This is a genomic window from Streptomyces sp. VRA16 Mangrove soil (assembly GCF_017377775.1).
Taxonomy (GTDB): Bacteria; Actinomycetota; Actinomycetes; order Streptomycetales; family Streptomycetaceae; genus Streptomyces.
Genome location: NZ_JAFVLN010000020.1, coordinates 97,339 through 111,835, shown reverse-complemented (window position 1 = coordinate 111,835; position 14,497 = coordinate 97,339). Strand labels below are relative to the sequence as shown.

The 14,497-nt window shown below is 71.9% G+C and carries 13 protein-coding genes; 5 read left to right on the top strand and 8 right to left on the bottom strand.

All coding sequences use genetic code 11. The features are described 5' to 3' along the window. Positions 1-8 precede the first annotated feature (8 nt). Entirely contained in the window at positions 9-986 is a 978-nt protein-coding gene (locus J3486_RS37510) for a metal ABC transporter substrate-binding protein (protein ID WP_207828326.1), read from the bottom strand. 166 nt (positions 987-1,152) lie between these two features. Between J3486_RS37510 and J3486_RS37505 the strand changes: the two genes are divergently transcribed. Together J3486_RS37505 and J3486_RS37500 are read left to right on the top strand one after the other, a co-directional pair. Further along, positions 1,153-2,535 carry a glycine--tRNA ligase gene (locus J3486_RS37505; RefSeq protein WP_207828325.1) on the top strand — a complete coding sequence of 461 codons (1,383 nt, stop codon included), beginning with the start codon at positions 1,153-1,155 and terminating at the stop codon, positions 2,533-2,535. Positions 2,536-2,608: 73 nt separating this feature from the next. Next, on the top strand, positions 2,609-2,827 hold the full coding sequence (locus J3486_RS37500) for a hypothetical protein (RefSeq protein WP_207828324.1): 219 nt from the start codon (positions 2,609-2,611) through the stop codon (positions 2,825-2,827). On the opposite strand, the gene J3486_RS37495 is transcribed toward J3486_RS37500, so the two are convergent. The 4 genes from J3486_RS37495 to J3486_RS37480 form a co-directional block, all read right to left on the bottom strand. Further along, a complete protein-coding gene (locus tag J3486_RS37495; protein WP_207828322.1) occupies positions 2,785-4,128 on the bottom strand; it encodes a M14 family zinc carboxypeptidase in 1,344 nt (447 codons plus the stop codon). The genes J3486_RS37500 and J3486_RS37495 overlap by 43 nt on opposite strands. A gap of 46 nt (positions 4,129-4,174) precedes the next feature. Continuing rightward, positions 4,175-4,843 (bottom strand): TetR family transcriptional regulator, encoded by a 669-nt coding sequence (locus tag J3486_RS37490; protein WP_207828320.1) that lies wholly within the window; start codon positions 4,841-4,843, stop codon positions 4,175-4,177. Between the two features lie 24 nt (positions 4,844-4,867). Continuing rightward, a complete protein-coding gene (locus J3486_RS37485; protein WP_207828318.1) occupies positions 4,868-5,878 on the bottom strand; it encodes an aldo/keto reductase in 1,011 nt (336 codons plus the stop codon). Positions 5,879-5,972: 94 nt separating this feature from the next. Then, positions 5,973-7,403: an MFS transporter gene (locus J3486_RS37480; RefSeq protein WP_207828316.1), complete on the bottom strand. Its 1,431-nt coding sequence runs from the start codon at positions 7,401-7,403 to the stop codon at positions 5,973-5,975. Between the two features lie 101 nt (positions 7,404-7,504). On the opposite strand from J3486_RS37480, the gene J3486_RS37475 reads away from it, so the two are divergent. Beyond that, on the top strand, positions 7,505-8,398 hold the full coding sequence (locus J3486_RS37475; RefSeq protein WP_207828314.1) for a helix-turn-helix transcriptional regulator: 894 nt from the start codon (positions 7,505-7,507) through the stop codon (positions 8,396-8,398). A gap of 372 nt (positions 8,399-8,770) precedes the next feature. Here the strand turns inward: J3486_RS37475 and J3486_RS37470 are convergent, their stop codons facing one another. Then, complete coding sequence (locus J3486_RS37470) at positions 8,771-10,240, bottom strand: MFS transporter (RefSeq protein WP_207828313.1); 1,470 nt, start codon at positions 10,238-10,240, stop codon at positions 8,771-8,773. Between the two features lie 164 nt (positions 10,241-10,404). On the opposite strand from J3486_RS37470, the gene J3486_RS37465 reads away from it, so the two are divergent. Continuing rightward, a complete protein-coding gene (locus J3486_RS37465; protein ID WP_207828312.1) occupies positions 10,405-11,259 on the top strand; it encodes a helix-turn-helix transcriptional regulator in 855 nt (284 codons plus the stop codon). Here the strand turns inward: J3486_RS37465 and J3486_RS37460 are convergent. Beyond that, positions 11,196-12,521, bottom strand: a complete 1,326-nt coding sequence (locus J3486_RS37460; RefSeq protein WP_207828311.1) for an MFS transporter — start codon at positions 12,519-12,521, stop codon at positions 11,196-11,198. The two genes, J3486_RS37465 and J3486_RS37460, sit on opposite strands and share 64 nt — an antisense overlap. A 121-nt stretch (positions 12,522-12,642) precedes the next feature. Continuing rightward, a complete protein-coding gene (locus J3486_RS37455; RefSeq protein WP_207828310.1) occupies positions 12,643-13,239 on the bottom strand; it encodes a helix-turn-helix transcriptional regulator in 597 nt (198 codons plus the stop codon). A 54-nt stretch (positions 13,240-13,293) separates the two neighbouring features. Here J3486_RS37455 and dusB point away from each other — a divergent pair, with 54 nt between their 5' ends. Continuing rightward, positions 13,294-14,445, top strand: coding sequence for a tRNA dihydrouridine synthase DusB (gene dusB / locus J3486_RS37450; RefSeq protein ID WP_207828308.1), 1,152 nt, complete (start codon positions 13,294-13,296; stop codon positions 14,443-14,445). The last annotated feature ends 52 nt before the right edge of the window (positions 14,446-14,497 follow it).

Below are 14,497 nucleotides of genomic sequence, written 5' to 3'. Positions count from 1 at the left end.
CCCCTTCGTCACTTGGCGCCGAGCGCCTTCTGGAGTGCCGTCAGGTTCGACTCCATGACCTGCATGTAGTCGTCACCCTTGGACTGGTCGGTGATGCCCTCCAGCGGGTCGAGCACGGCCGTCTTCAGGCCCGCGTCGTTCGCGAGGGTCTTGGCCGTCTTGTCGCTGACGAGGGTCTCGTAGAAGACGGTCGTCACACCGTCGGCCTTCGCCATCTTCTGGAGGTCCTTGACGCGCGCGGCGCTGGGCTCGCTCTCCGGGTCGAGGCCGCTGATGGCCTCCTCGGTGAGGCCGTAGCGCTCGGCGAGGTAGCCGAAGGCGGCGTGGGTGGTGATGAAGACCTTCGAGGTGGAGTTCTTCAGGCCCTCCGCGTACTTCTTGTCGAGCTGGTTCAGCTCCCCGACCAGGGCCGCGGTGTTCTTCTTGTAGTCCGCCGCGTGGTCCGGGTCCGCCTTCTCCAGGGCCTTGCCGACGCCCTCGGCGACCTCGGCGTACTTCACCGGGTCGAGCCAGATGTGCGGGTCGGCGGACGCCTCGTCGCCGTGGTCGTGGTCGTCGTGCTCCTCGGCGTGCCCGCCGACCTCGGTGCCGTGCTTCTCCAGGGAGGTCAGGGACGCCGCGTCGATCTTCGTGCCGATGCCGGACTGGCCGATCGCCTCGTCGACGGAGGGCTGGAGGTTCTTCAGGTAGAGGGCGACGTCGGCCTCTTCGAGCTGGGCGCGCTGCTTGGCGCTGACTTCCAGGTCGTGCGGCTCCTGGCCGGGCTGCGTCAGGTTCGTGACGCTGACGTGGTCGCCGCCGATCTGCTCGGCGAGGTACTGCATCGGATAGAACGACGCGACGACGTCCAGCTTGCCGTCGCTCCCCTTGGCGTCCGCGGCGGAGCTGCCGCACGCGGTCAGGGCGCCGAGACCGAGCGCGGTGACGGCGGCGACGGGTATGAGGCGCCGGGGACGGAGGGCGCGGGGGGCGCGGCTTTCGTTCATGACAGTCATTTTCAACAAAACTGGAAACGATTGTCAACAAGCCCTTCGTCCCGCTCTGTGCCGAGAACCGATTTGGTTCGGGGGGTGGCCCCGCCGGTAACCTGAAGCATTCGCTCCCGGAGCGCGTATCCAGCGCGCTCACCGTCGTCGTAATGAAGAGAGCACCGTGGCCGCCGACAAGATCGACACCATCGTCAGCCTCAGCAAGCGCCGTGGCTTCGTCTACCCCTGCAGCGAGATCTACGGCGGTCAGAAGGCCGCCTGGGACTACGGTCCGCTGGGCGTGGAGCTGAAGGAGAACATCAAGCGTCAGTGGTGGCGCTACATGGTCACCTCGCGCGAGGACGTCGTGGGTCTCGACTCGTCCGTGATCCTGGCGACCGACGTCTGGCAGGCCTCCGGTCACGTCGCCACGTTCACCGACCCGCTCACCGAGTGCACCTCCTGTCACAAGCGGTTCCGCGCGGACCACCTGGAAGAGGCGTACGAGGAGAAGAAGGGCCGCGCTCCCGAGAACGGCCTGGCGGACATCAACTGCCCGAACTGCGGCACCAAGGGCGCCTTCACCGAGCCCAAGCAGTTCTCGGGTCTGCTCTCCACGCACCTCGGCCCGACGCAGGACAGCGGCTCCGTCGCGTACCTGCGCCCCGAGACCGCCCAGGGCATCTTCACCAACTTCTCGCAGGTGCAGACGACTTCGCGCCGCAAGCCGCCGTTCGGCATCGCCCAGATGGGCAAGTCGTTCCGCAACGAGATCACGCCCGGCAACTTCATCTTCCGCACCCGCGAGTTCGAGCAGATGGAGATGGAGTTCTTCGTCAAGCCGGGCGAGGACGAGAAGTGGCAGGAGTACTGGATGGAGCAGCGCTGGAACTGGTACACCGGTCTCGGCCTGCGCGAGGAGAACATGCGGTGGTTCGAGCACCCGAAGGAGAAGCTCTCCCACTACTCGAAGCGCACCGCTGACATCGAGTACCGCTTCCGCTTCGGCGGCAGCGAGTGGGGCGAGCTGGAGGGCGTCGCCAACCGCACGGACTACGACCTGTCCGCCCACTCCAAGGCTTCCGGCCAGGACCTCTCCTACTTCGACCAGGAGAAGGGCGAGCGCTACACGCCGTACGTCATCGAGCCCGCGGCCGGTGTCGGCCGCACGATGCTGGCGTTCATGCTCGACTCGTACTTCGAGGACGAGGCCCCGAACGCCAAGGGCAAGATGGAGAAGCGCACGGTCATGCGCTTCGACCACCGCATCGCCCCGGTGAAGGTCGCGGTCCTGCCGCTGTCCCGCAACCCGGAGCTGTCCCCGAAGGCGAAGGGTCTGGCCGCCGCGCTGCGCCAGAACTGGAACATCGACTTCGACGACGCCGGCGCCATCGGCCGCCGCTACCGCCGCCAGGACGAGATCGGTACGCCGTTCTGCGTCACCGTCGACTTCGACACCCTGGACGACAACGCGGTGACGGTGCGCGAGCGCGACACCATGAAGCAGGAGCGCGTCTCCCTCGACCAGATCGAGGGCTACCTGGCCGCGCGCCTGGTCGGCTGCTGACGCCCGTACGTGCATGAGGCCCCGGCCCACCGTTTCGGCGGTGGGCCGGGGCCTTTTGCTGCACACTGCGGCTGTGCCTCACATCACGAACAGCAGGGTCAGCCGCTGGGACCAGCACGGGCGGAGTCACATCGTGCGGGTCGAAAAGGCGGGCGTGCAGCGGCAGTTGACGTGTGAGACGTGCGGCTGGCGAAGAACGGCCCGGTTCCTGCCGTGGCTCAAGGCGGAGGAGCACCTGGAGCGGGAGCATCAGGCGACGGTGGACCCGGCGTCCGGCGGCGACAGGTCCTGACGGCCCGCCCCGAGCGCGCACGCGGCGGCCGCCACCACCGTGCCGGCCTGATGGGCGACCTGCCGGCCGACCGGCACCCGGCGCAGCAGCAGCACCTTCTCGAACTCCGCGCACCACGTGCCGAAGAGATGCTCCAGCTCCGCGCGGAGCGCCGGTGCGGCCGGATCCGGTGACGCGTCGAGGAGCCGCAACAGCAGCCCGGCCGCCCGCAGCGGCTGCCGGCGGCCCGCGATCTCCAGGGCGGTGAGCTGCGCCGTCGACAGCGGGGCGCCCCCGCACGCCGGCGGCTCCCAGGAAGCGGCGACCCGCTCGAAGAGGTCGTCGGCCATCCAGTCCAGGACCCGGCGCGGCGCGCTGTCCTCGCCGGACGGCAGGAACGTGGCGGCCCTGTCGAGCACCGAGGTCACCCGCGCGCCCCCGTCCCGCACCAGCCGGGACAGCGCGCGCAGCACCTCCCCGGTGTCGGCGCGCGGAGTCGGGTCGGCCGCCGACTCGGCGGCCCAGATGGGGACTTCGACGATCGCCGTGAGCCCGCCGTACGCCTGCGGGGCGCACCAGGTCGTCGGCCCGATGTCGTCCGTGCCCCGCGGCAGGCGGCCCTCGGCGTCACGCGCGGGCAGCACGAAGATCCCGGGGGCCGGGTTGTCCCAGTGCGGCGCGTCGTACGTGCCGTGCTGCACGGGGATCCCGCGGCGCGCGGCACTGTCCGCGAACTCGGCTGCCAGGCCCGGCAGTTCACGGGTCAGCTGCACCCAGCTGCCGCCCGCGTCGGTGCTGTGCAGCGAGCACTGGAGCACCGGCCGCACCTCGTCGATCAGCCGGAGCAGGGCGCGGGTCTCCGGCAGCGGCCCGCCGGCGATCGGCGCCCACTCCGGCTGGTGCGCGGCGTCCGGGCGGAACGCGGTGCGGTAGTAACCGGCCGGGGTGGCGTCGGGCGCGGGCCCGCTCAGCGCGGCGCCGTCCGGGTCGAGGCAGAGCACGATGTCCCAGGTGACCCGCGCCGGATCGGTCGCGGGTGAGCCGTGCCCGCCGGACGCCACCCGCCGGGCGAGGGCCAGTGCGCTCGCCCCGCCGACCGGCTCGTCCGGGTGCGGGCCCGCGACGACGAGGACGTGCCGCGGCCCGTGCCCCACGGAGAGCAGCGGGATCGGCCGCCCCGCGCGCGAGAGCCCGATGCTGCGCAGCCGGCATCTGCCGGGGAAGCGGGCGGCCAACTGCCGCGCCGACGCGACGACTTCGGCGGGGGTGGGGTAGCGGTCCGCGGACCGCTCGGGTGCCGCCGCCTTCGCCCGGTGCGTCATGCCCTGTCCCTCCCGAGGCGGCGGTCGGTTCGCAGACGTGCTCCTGTCAGGGTTGGCGGCGCGGGCAGGAGTTGTCAACCACCGTTGCGACACGGCCCGTTGGGCCGGGAGCGGCGCCCTGGCGTGCTTCGATGCCGCGCAGCACCAGCGCCGTGACCGCCTCGAACGCCTGCTGGGCGCCGGGCCGTGACCACTGCGGTGCGTAGCCCGGGTCGTGGAAGTGGGCCGTGGCCTCGAAGATCGCACGGGCCGTCACCGCGGCGTCCGCGGCCTCGAACGCGCCCTGGTCCACGCCCTGTCGGACGATGGCGGTGAGATGTCCGACGAGCTCGGCGATGTGCGCGTCGACCACGTCGCTGTTCTCCGCCGTCAGGACCGTGTACGTGGCGAACAGCTCCGGGTCGTCGCCCGCCTTGTGCCGCTTGGCCTCGAAGAGGGCCGTGAGCCAGTGCCCGAGCTTGGCGGGCGGGGCCTCGTCACCGGCGACGACGTCGTCGAGCAGCGCCGTGGTCCGGTCCAGCCAGCGCTTGGTCACCGCACCGCGCAGCTCGGCCTTCGTGCGGAAGTGGCGGTACACCGAGCCGTGGCTGACCCCGAGCGCGCGGGCCACGTCGACGACGGTCGCCTTCGCGGCGCCGTGCCGGCGCAGCACGTCCTCGGTCGCGGCGAGGATGCGCTCGGGGGTCAGGGCCTCGGTGGTCGGTGGGGGTGCCATGTCAGTGACCGTACCCGGCGCTGATCAGCGCTCGCTGTCGAGGTGTGCCATCTGCGCGGCCGGGTAGCGCTCGCCCGCCGCGGCGTCCGCGGGCACGGCCTCCTCGATCGCGGTCAGGTCGGCGTCGTCCAGCGTCACGTCGAGCGCGCCGAGCGCCTCGGTCAGGCGGGCCCGGGTGCGGGCGCCGACCAGCGGCACGATGTCCTCGCCCCGGCCGAGCACCCAGGCGATGGCGATCTGCGCGACGCTCACGCCCTTCTGCTCGGCGATCTTCCGGAGCCGCTCGACGAGGTCCAGGTTGTGCTGGAGGTTCTCGCCCTGGAAGCGCGGCGAGAAGGCCCGGAAGTCGTTCGCGGCGAGCTGCCGGTCGCGGGTGAAGTGCCCGGAGATCAGGCCGCGCGAGAGCACTCCGTACGCGGTGATGCCGATGCCCAGCTCGCGGGTGGTCGGCAGGATCGACTCCTCGATGCCGCGCGAGATGAGCGAGTACTCGATCTGGAGGTCGGAGATGGGGGCGGTGGCGGCGGCGCGGCGGATCGTCTCCGCGCCCGCCTCCGAGAGGCCGATGTGCCGGACGTGGCCCTTCTCGATCAGCTCGGCGATGGCGCCGACGGTCTCCTCGATCGGCACGTCGGGGTCGATGCGGGCGATCCGGTAGACGTCGATGTGGTCGACGCCGAGCCGCTGCAGCGAGTACGCCACGAAGTTCTTCACGGCGGCCGGACGGCCGTCGTACCCGGACCAGCCGCCGTCCGGGTCGCGCAGGGCGCCGAACTTCACGCTGGTCAGCGCGTTCTCCCTGAGCCCGGCCGGTGCCGAGCGCAGGGCCTCGCCGATCAGCATCTCGTTGTGCCCCATGGCGTAGAAGTCGCCGGTGTCCAGGAGGGTCACGCCCGCTTCGAGGGCGGCGTGGATCGTCGCGACGGACTCGGTCCTGTCGGCGTCTCCGTACAGCGCGGACATGCCCATGCAGCCGAGGCCGAGGGCGGAGGTTCGGGGTCCTGTGGTGCCGAGATTTCGAGTGGGGAGGTTCATGCCTCCACCATGACATGACAGATGACAGATTTCAATATCTGTCATCTGTCATCCGTCACCTGTTATCTGTCAGTCGCGGGTCCGCCCCGGAGCCTCAGGCGATCGTGCGCGGCAGCCGCAGGCTCAGTCCCACGGTGAGCGCGATCGCCGCGAGCTGCACCAGCAGCGTCGTGACCAGCGCGTCCCGCATCCCTACGTGCGGGGTCAGGGAGAGGAAGAGAGTGCCGAGCGTGGCCACGCCCAGGGCGAGGGACGCCTGCTGCGTCGTCGTCATCACGCCGCTGCCGACTCCGGCGCGCGGGCCCGGCACCTCGGAGAGGATGATCCGGAACAGCACCGGGAGCTGGAGCGCCTGACCGGTACCGGCCACGACCGCGCCCGGCAGCAGCTGCACGATGCCCAGGTCCGGCCAGGTCGCCCAGGCCGCCAGGGCGATCAGGCCGACGCCGACCCCCTGCAGCAGGCCGCCGGCCGTCACGACCCGGGTGCCCCAGCGGGCCACCAGGCGCGGACCGAGCAGCGAGGTCACGAAGAACGCGGCCGCCATCGGGGCCAGGGCCAGGCCCGCCGTCGTCGCGTCGACCCGCTCGCCCTGTTGCAGGGCCACGGCGATGACGAACATGAACCCGGAGAAGCCGATGGAGAACGGCACGATCATCACCAGGCCGCGGCGCAGCGAGGTCAGACGCAGCAGCGACGGCGGTATCAGCGGGGTGCGGCCCGCCCGGTCCGCCCGCGCCTCGACCGCGTAGAAGAGGTACGCGAGGAGCGGGAACGCCGCCAGCGAGAGCCAGGTCCACAGCGGCCAGCCCGACGCCTGGCCCTCGGTGAGCGGGGCGAGCAGCGCGAGCAGGGCCAGGGTGAGCAGCACCGTGCCGGGGCCGTCGAGCGGTTCGGGGCGCGCCGAGCGGGTCTCGGGGACCGTGCGCACGGCGAGGACCAGGGCGACGGCCGCGACGGGGACGTTCACCAGGAACACCGAGCGCCAGCCGGTACCGAGCACGTCGGCGGAGACCAGTACGCCGCCGAGCACCTGACCGGCCACCATCGACAGCCCGGCCGTGGCCCCGTACAGGCTCATCGCCTTCGCCCGGCGCTGTCCGGTCGTCGTCGCCTGGATCGTGGCGAGCACCTGCGGCAGCATCGCCGCCGACGCCGCGCCCTGCGCGATCCGCGCCGCCACCAGCGTCCAGGCGCTCGGCGCGAGCCCGCAGGCCAGCGAGGTCAGGCCGAAGGCGGCCATGCCGCCGATGAACAGCCGGCGGCGGCCGATCGCGTCGCCGATCCGGCCGCCGAGCACCAGGAGCACGGCGTACGCGATGCCGTACCCGGCGACGACCAGTTCGAGCACCGGCTCGCTTGCGTGCAGATCGTGGTCGATGGTGGGCAGGGCGACGTTGACGATGAAGAAGTCGATGAGCGGGAGCGCCGCGCCGAGCAGCACGGTCAGCAGTCCGGCACCCGACAGCGCGGGGCCCGGCGCCGCCGTGGTCACGACCGGCCGGGACGGTGTGGTGGTGGTCATGGCATCGAGCCTCCGGCATGCCGGAGAGTGGTACCAGAGAGTCCTTATCCTGGTAGAAGAACCACCTGGAAACAGGATCGTGGCGGCCTCACCCTGGAGACATGACGACGATGACGCAGGACGCGCACGGTATCCGGGCCGCGGGCCACGACGTGCGGCCCGCCGAGATCCGGCGCCATGAGCTCGCCGGGTTCCTGCGGTCGCGCCGCGAGCGCATCACGCCCGAGGACGTCGGCCTGCCGCGCGGTCCGCGCCGCCGCACCCCCGGCCTGCGCCGCGAGGAGGTCGCGCACCTCTCCGCGGTCGGCGTCACCTGGTACACGTGGCTGGAGCAGGCCCGCGACATCCAGGTCTCCGCCCAGGTCCTCGACGCGCTCGCGCGCACCCTGCGCCTGGACGCGGGGGAGCGCACCCATCTCTTCGGCCTCGCCGGTGTGATCGACCCGAGCCCGGTGGCGCGGTGCGCCCGCGTCACACCCGAACTCCAGGTCATGCTGCGCCAGTTGGAGCCGTTCCCGGCGGCCGTGCAGAACAGCAAGTACGACATCCTCGCCTACAACCGCACCTACGCGGAGCTGCTGTGCGACCTGGACGAGGTGCCGGTCGAGGACCGCAATCTGCTGCTGCTCGCGTTCACCAACGAGCAGTGGCGCTCCTCGATCGTCCATCTCGACGAGGTGCTGCGCACGATGACCGCCAAGTTCCGTGCCGTGATGGCCGACAACATCGGCGGCGCCGGTTTCAAGGTGCTTCTCAAGCGGCTGCTCGACGAGTCCGCGGAGTTCCGTGAGCTGTGGGAGCGCTACGAGGTCGGGCGCTCCGTCGACAGTCGCACCAAGTACTTCCACAACGCGCAGGTCGGCCCGCTCACCGTCGTCCACACCGACCTGTGGATCGGCCGGGACGGTGCCGCGCGCCTGGTCACGTACACCCCGGCGGACGACGACACCCGCACCCGCCTGGAAGCCCTCCACGCACGCGCCGCCGCTTCCTGACCCGCCCCGGCCGGCTGCCGCGCCGCCTTGGGCAATCTGCCGCCTGGGGCTTTCCCGCCCCGGCCGGCTGCCGCGCCGCCTTGGGCAGTCTGCCGCCTGGGGCGGCAGGGTGGGCAAGGCGGCACCCCGGCGCGGGGTGAGCGCTCCGAGCGGCGTCCAGCTCGGTCCCGGGCGCGTCATCGCCGGGTGCGCGCCCGTGGGGGCTGGTCGCGCAGTTCCCCGCGCCCCTGCGGGGCACGGCCACAGCTGCAGATCGTTGCCGCCCCGCGCCCCTGCGGGGCACGGCCACAGCTGCAGATCGTTGCCGCCCCGCGCCCCTGCGGGGCACGGCCACAGCTGCAGATCGTTGCCGCCCCGCGCCCCTGTCGGGGCTCACGCCCCCGTGGACGCCTCCGCGACGGCCGCGTCCTGAGGTGTCTCCAGGCGCTCCGCGGTCCGCCGCGCCGTCCCCCGGGCCCAGGCACCGCTCGTCACCGCACCGAGCACCAGCACAGCCAGACCGCAGCCGACGATGATCCACCAGCAGGCCCGGCTCGCCGCGACGAACGACTCCGCGTACGAGGACGCGGCGATGCCCGAGGCGAGCACCGCGCCGATCACCGCGACGCCGAGCGTCTGGCCGATCTGCCGGCTGGTGGAGGCGACGGCCGCCGCGACCCCGGCCTGGGCGCGCGGCATCCCGGAGACGGCGGTGTTGGTGATCGGCGCGTTCACGAAACCGAAACCGATGCCGAACAGCACGTAGGCGATCACCAGCGACCAGTCGGCCGTCTCCGCGTCGAACGCCGCGAACATCACGCCGCTCGCCGTCATCGTGGCACCCGCGACCAGCAGCGGCAGTCGCGGTCCGCGACTGCCGACCAGACGGCCCGACAGCGGGGCGCACACCAGCGCCATCGCCGCCATCGGCAGCATCCACAGCCCGGCGTGCAGCGCGTCCAGACCCCGTACGTCCTGCAAGTACAGGGTCGACAGGAAGAGGAAGCCGCCGAGTGCGGCGAACCCGCAGACCGCGATCACGGCGGCGCCGCTGAACGGAGCCGAGCGGAAGAACCGCAGATCGATCAGCGGCTCCGTGCGGCGCGGCTCGTACAGCAGGATGCCGACCAGGGCGGCGGCCGCGACCGCCGTGCAGGCCACGATCCGCGTCGAGGTCCAGCCCGCCGAGGGCGCCTCGATGATCGCGTACGTGAGCGAGCCGAGCAGCGCGATGACGAGGAGCTGGCCGACCGGGTCGGGGCGGCGGGCCTTGGGGGCGCGGGACTCGGGCACGTACCGCATGGTGAGCAGCAGCGCCGCGAGGCCGACCGGCAGGTTGACCCAGAAGATCGAGCGCCAGCCGACCGAGTCGACGAGCAGACCGCCGACGATCGGTCCCGCGGCCATCGAGATGCCGACGACGCCGCCCCACACGCCGATGGCGCGGGCCCGCTCGCGCGGGTCGGTGAAGGTGTTGGTGATGATCGACATCGCGACCGGGTTGAGCATCGAGCCGCCGATCGCCTGGAGCATCCGGAAGGCGACCAGGGCCTCCAGGGTCGGGGCGAGCGAGCAGGCCACGGACGCGGCCGTGAAGACGACGAGCCCGATCTGGAAGACCTTACGGCGCCCTATTCGGTCGGCGGTCGAACCGGCCAGCATCAGCAGCGAGGCCAGCACCAGGGTGTAGGCGTCGATCGTCCACTGCATGCCCGAGAGCGTGGCGTCGAAGTCCTTCGCCATGGAGGGCAGGGCGACGTTCAGGATCGTGTTGTCGAGGCTGACGATCAGCAGGCTCATGCAGCAGATCGCGAGGATCAGCATGCGCCGCTTGTGGGTCAGGGAGGATGGTGTATCGGGCATGTATTCGACGGTAGCTCCCGGACCGGCCGGGCGAGTACGTGAGGGATGTGAGGGAGGGGCCATGCCTACGACGATCGTCGAACCCTCAGCCTGGTACCAGAGCCTCTTCATCCTGTTACGGGCAGTACCTGGCAACGGGATGGGGCCGGGTGCACCCTGGTGGCATGACGACGACTCCCACGGCGGCAGAGGTGCGACGCGGTGAACTGGCCGCCTTCCTGCGCAGCCGCCGCGAGCGCATCACCCCTGAAGAGGTCGGCCTGCCCGGCACGACCCGGCGCCGCACGCCGGGCCTGCGCCGCGAGGAGGTCGCGCACCTCTCCGCGGTCGGCGTCACCTGGTACACGTGGCTGGAGCAGGGCCGCGCCATCAACGTCTCGGCCTCCGTCCTCGACGCCGTCGCCCGGGCCCTGCGCCTCGACCCCGCCGAGCGCGCCCACGCCTTCGCGCTGGCCGGTGCCACCGACCCGCGGGCCGAGACCGTCTCCCCGGCCGTCACCCCGACGATCCTGCGCCTGCTCGAACGCCTGGAGCCCTACCCGGCCGCGCTCAAGAACCCCCGCTACGACATCCTCGCCCACAACCGGGCCTACGCCGATGTCTTCAGCGACCCCGCGGAGGAGGCCCCGGAGCACCGCAACGCCCTGTGGCTGATGTTCATGAGCGACCGCTGGCGGGTGCGGCTGCTCGACCGGGACGTGATGCTGCCCGAGCTGATCGCCAAGTACCGCAAGGCGATGGCGGAGCACGTCGCCGAACCCGCGTGGAAGGCCCCGGTCGACGAACTGCTCGCGGCGTCGGAGGAGTTCCGCGCGCTGTGGGAGCGCCGCGACGTGGCCCCGATGGTCTCCCACGTCAAGCGCTACCAGCACCCGGACCCGTCCGTCGGACTGCTGCGCCTGGAGCACCGCCACATGTGGCTGGCCCCGGACGGCGACGCCCACCGCGTGGTCGCCTACCTCCCGGCGGACGACGAGACCGAGGAGCGGCTCTCGAAGCTGGCGGTGCTCAACGGCTGAGCCGCGGCCGGGACGGCGGGCGCGGTCGGCAGGTCGCGCAGCCGCCGCATCGGGGACATCAGCAGGAACAGGGCCGAGGCCGGCACGAGCGCCACGGTGATCCACATGGCGGGGCGCAGCCCGAGCCACTCGCCGAGGGCGCCGCCGAGCAGCGCGCCGAGCGGGATGGTGCCGTAGTTGACGAAGGCGGAGGCGGTGGAGACCCGGCCGTAGAGCGCGGGCGGCACGTAGTCCTGCTTGAAGGTGGCCGTGATCGTGTTCTCGGCGACCACCGAGAACACGACACTGGTGTAGCCGAGCACGTACAGGCCGGTGCCGAGCGGACTGCCGGACGCCAGCGGGATGAGCAGCGCCAGGCACGGGGTGCCGAGGGTGAGCAGGTAGACGGCGCGGGCGGTGCCGAGCCGGGCCCCGAGGCGGCGGGCCGTGAAGGCGCCGGCGATGCCGCCGAGGCCGCCGAGTCCGAGCAGCACACCGAGCAGCGCCGAGTCGATCCCGGCCTCCCGGGTCAGGAAGACGACCTGGATCGACTGGAAGGCCATCAGCCCCAGATTGGCGGCGGCGCCGGTGAGCACGAACGCGCGGATGAACCCGTCGCGGAAGGTGAAGGCGAGCCCCTCGCGGATCTCGCGCACCAGACGGCGGTCCTGCGGAGCCACCGGCTCGGGCCGCTCGCGGTGGCGCAGGCCGAGCACGGCGAGGAAGGACACGGCGAACGTCCAGGCCTCGACCAGCATCGCCCCCGCGGGCCCGAGCAGCGCAACGAGCGCGCCGCCGCCGCTGTACCCGGCGAGCTTCCCGGCCTCCTCGCTCGCGTGCAGCGCGGAGTTGGCCCGGGCCCGGTCGGGGCCCTCGACCAGGCGGGGCAGCAGCACCCCGTACGCCGTCTGGAAGAAGACGGCCGCGGTGCCGGTCAGCAGCGACGTGCCGAGCAGTTGCCCGTACGAGAGCACGCCGAGCCAGGCGGCGACGGGGATGGACAGCACGGACAGGAAGGAGACCGCGCCGCAGACGAGCATCACCGGGCGGCGCGCCATCCGGTCCACCCAGGCCCCGGCGACCAGGCCGATCAGCAGCCAGGGCAGCCAGGCGGCGGCGGTGAGCACGGAGACCTGGAGGGCGGAGGCGTCGAGCAGGGTGAGCGCGGTGAGCGGGAGGGCCACGGCGGAGACGGACGCGCCGGTGCGGCCGGTGGTCGAGGAGAGCCACAGACGGCGGAAGTCACGGTGGCGCAGCAGGAGATGACGCTCGGTGGCGGGCATGCCAGGAGCGTAGCTTGCAGAGAGTTCTCTGCATAGAGATATCTGCAGAGAACTCTCTGCAAGTTGTGGGGGAGGTCCGGGACGGATCGCGAGGGGGCGGGCGGGCCTTTCGGCACACGCCCTAGTCGTCCTTGGGCTCCTTCCGCGGGAACGCCTGGACCATGACGGACACCGGCAGCGAACCGGGCTCGTGCGCGCCGTCCGCGGGGTTCTCGTCGGCGTACCGCCCGACCAGTTCCAGCAGGTCGCGCTGGAGGTCGCGGAGCCGGTCCGGGGTCAGCCGCAGATCGTTCCAGTCGCTGAGCAGGGAGGCGCCCTCCCACTCCTCGCCCCACTCCTCGGCGAGGAAGGCGGTCACCTTCCGCGTCATGTCCTGCACCATGTGCCCGAGGTAGACGTCGAGCGAGGCATGGGCCGCCGGGTCCTTGCGGAGCTGTGACGTCGGCAGCACCTGCGTCTTGTGCACCGCCTTCCACCAGCGCTCGCGCTTGGTCCCGCGGCCCTCGTCCTCCTCGATGAACCCGTTCTCGGCGAGGTGGCGCAGATGCCAGCTGACCGTGCCCGTGTTCTCGCCGAACCGGCCCGCGAGCATGGCCGAGGTGGCGGCCCCCTCGGCGCGCAGCGAGTCCATGATCCGGATGCGCAGGGGATGGGCCAGGGCGCGCAGGCTACGGGTGTCCAGGGTCAGCTCGGACTTCTCGGGCTCGTCGGCGGTCATGAACGCAGAGTAATCCGTGCGGGACCCCCGTTCGGCGTACGGGACAATGGAGCCATGTCCACGCTCGCCACCGCCTCCGCAGCCGGCCTGAAGGTCGGGCCGCACGCCGTCACCCCGCCCGTCGTCCTCGCCCCCATGGCAGGGATCACGAACGCGCCGTTCCGCACTCTGTGCAGGGAGTTCAGCGGCGGCAAGGGTCTCTTCGTCAGCGAGATGATCACGACCCGGGCGCTGGTCGAGCGCAACGAGAAGACCATGCAGCTGATCCACTTCGACGCGACCGAGAAGCCGCGCTCGATCCAGCTGTACGGCGTCGACCCGGTCACCGTCGGCAAGGCCGTCCGCATGATCGCGGAGGAGGACCTCGCCGACCACATCGACCTGAACTTCGGCTGCCCGGTCCCGAAGGTGACCCGCAAGGGCGGCGGCTCGGCCCTGCCGTACAAGCGGAACCTGCTGCGCGCGATCCTGAAGGAGGCCGTCTCCGGCGCCGGCGACCTCCCGGTGACGATGAAGATGCGCAAGGGCATCGACGACGACCACATCACGTACCTGGACGCCGGGCGGATCGCCGTCGAGGAGGGCGTCACGGCGATCGCCCTGCACGGCCGCACGGCCGCGCAGCACTACGGCGGCACCGCCGACTGGTCCGCCATCGCCCGCCTCAAGGAGCACGTCCCCGAGATCCCGGTGCTGGGCAACGGGGACATCTGGTCCGCCGACGACGCGCTGCGCATGGTCCGCGAGACCGGGTGCGACGGTGTGGTCGTGGGCCGCGGCTGCCTGGGCCGCCCGTGGCTCTTCGCCGACCTGGTCGCCGCGTTCGAGGGCCGCGAGGAGCGGGTCCGTCCGACGCTGCGGGTCGTCGCCGACGCGATGGTGCGGCACGCGACGCTGCTCGGCGAGTGGATCGGCGACGAGGCGCGCGGCGTCATCGACTTCCGCAAGCACGTGGCCTGGTACCTGAAGGGCTTCTCGGTCGGCTCGGAGATGCGCAAGCGTCTGGCGATCACCTCGTCCCTGGACGAACTCCGTTCCGGGCTCGACGAGTTGGACCTGGACCAGGAGTGGCCCGCAGGGGCGGACGGCCCTCGCGGGCGGACCTCGGGGAACGGGCGGGTCGTGCTCCCGGACGGCTGGCTCAACGACCCGTACGACTGTGCGGGTGTGTCCGAGGACGCGGAGCTGGACACGTCCGGGGGCTGACCGGTTTCGTCGCCGGGTGCGGTTTCGGCGGGGGCTGGTCGCGCCCACGCGG

What these genes read in the sequence shown, in the direction of transcription:
- J3486_RS37510 (WP_207828326.1), bottom strand. Translation starts at nt 986, where the DNA reads ATGAACGAAAGCCGCGCCCCCCGCGCCCTCCGTCCCCGGCGCCTCATA.
- J3486_RS37495 (WP_207828322.1), bottom strand. Translation starts at nt 4,128, where the DNA reads ATGACGCACCGGGCGAAGGCGGCGGCACCCGAGCGGTCCGCGGACCGC.
- J3486_RS37490 (WP_207828320.1), bottom strand. Translation starts at nt 4,843, where the DNA reads ATGGCACCCCCACCGACCACCGAGGCCCTGACCCCCGAGCGCATCCTC.
- J3486_RS37485 (WP_207828318.1), bottom strand. Translation starts at nt 5,878, where the DNA reads ATGAACCTCCCCACTCGAAATCTCGGCACCACAGGACCCCGAACCTCC.
- J3486_RS37480 (WP_207828316.1), bottom strand. Translation starts at nt 7,403, where the DNA reads ATGACCACCACCACACCGTCCCGGCCGGTCGTGACCACGGCGGCGCCG.
- J3486_RS37475 (WP_207828314.1), top strand. Translation starts at nt 7,505, where the DNA reads ATGACGACGATGACGCAGGACGCGCACGGTATCCGGGCCGCGGGCCAC.
- J3486_RS37470 (WP_207828313.1), bottom strand. Translation starts at nt 10,240, where the DNA reads ATGCCCGATACACCATCCTCCCTGACCCACAAGCGGCGCATGCTGATC.
- J3486_RS37465 (WP_207828312.1), top strand. Translation starts at nt 10,405, where the DNA reads ATGACGACGACTCCCACGGCGGCAGAGGTGCGACGCGGTGAACTGGCC.
- J3486_RS37460 (WP_207828311.1), bottom strand. Translation starts at nt 12,521, where the DNA reads ATGCCCGCCACCGAGCGTCATCTCCTGCTGCGCCACCGTGACTTCCGC.
- J3486_RS37455 (WP_207828310.1), bottom strand. Translation starts at nt 13,239, where the DNA reads ATGACCGCCGACGAGCCCGAGAAGTCCGAGCTGACCCTGGACACCCGT.
- dusB (WP_207828308.1), top strand. Translation starts at nt 13,294, where the DNA reads ATGTCCACGCTCGCCACCGCCTCCGCAGCCGGCCTGAAGGTCGGGCCG.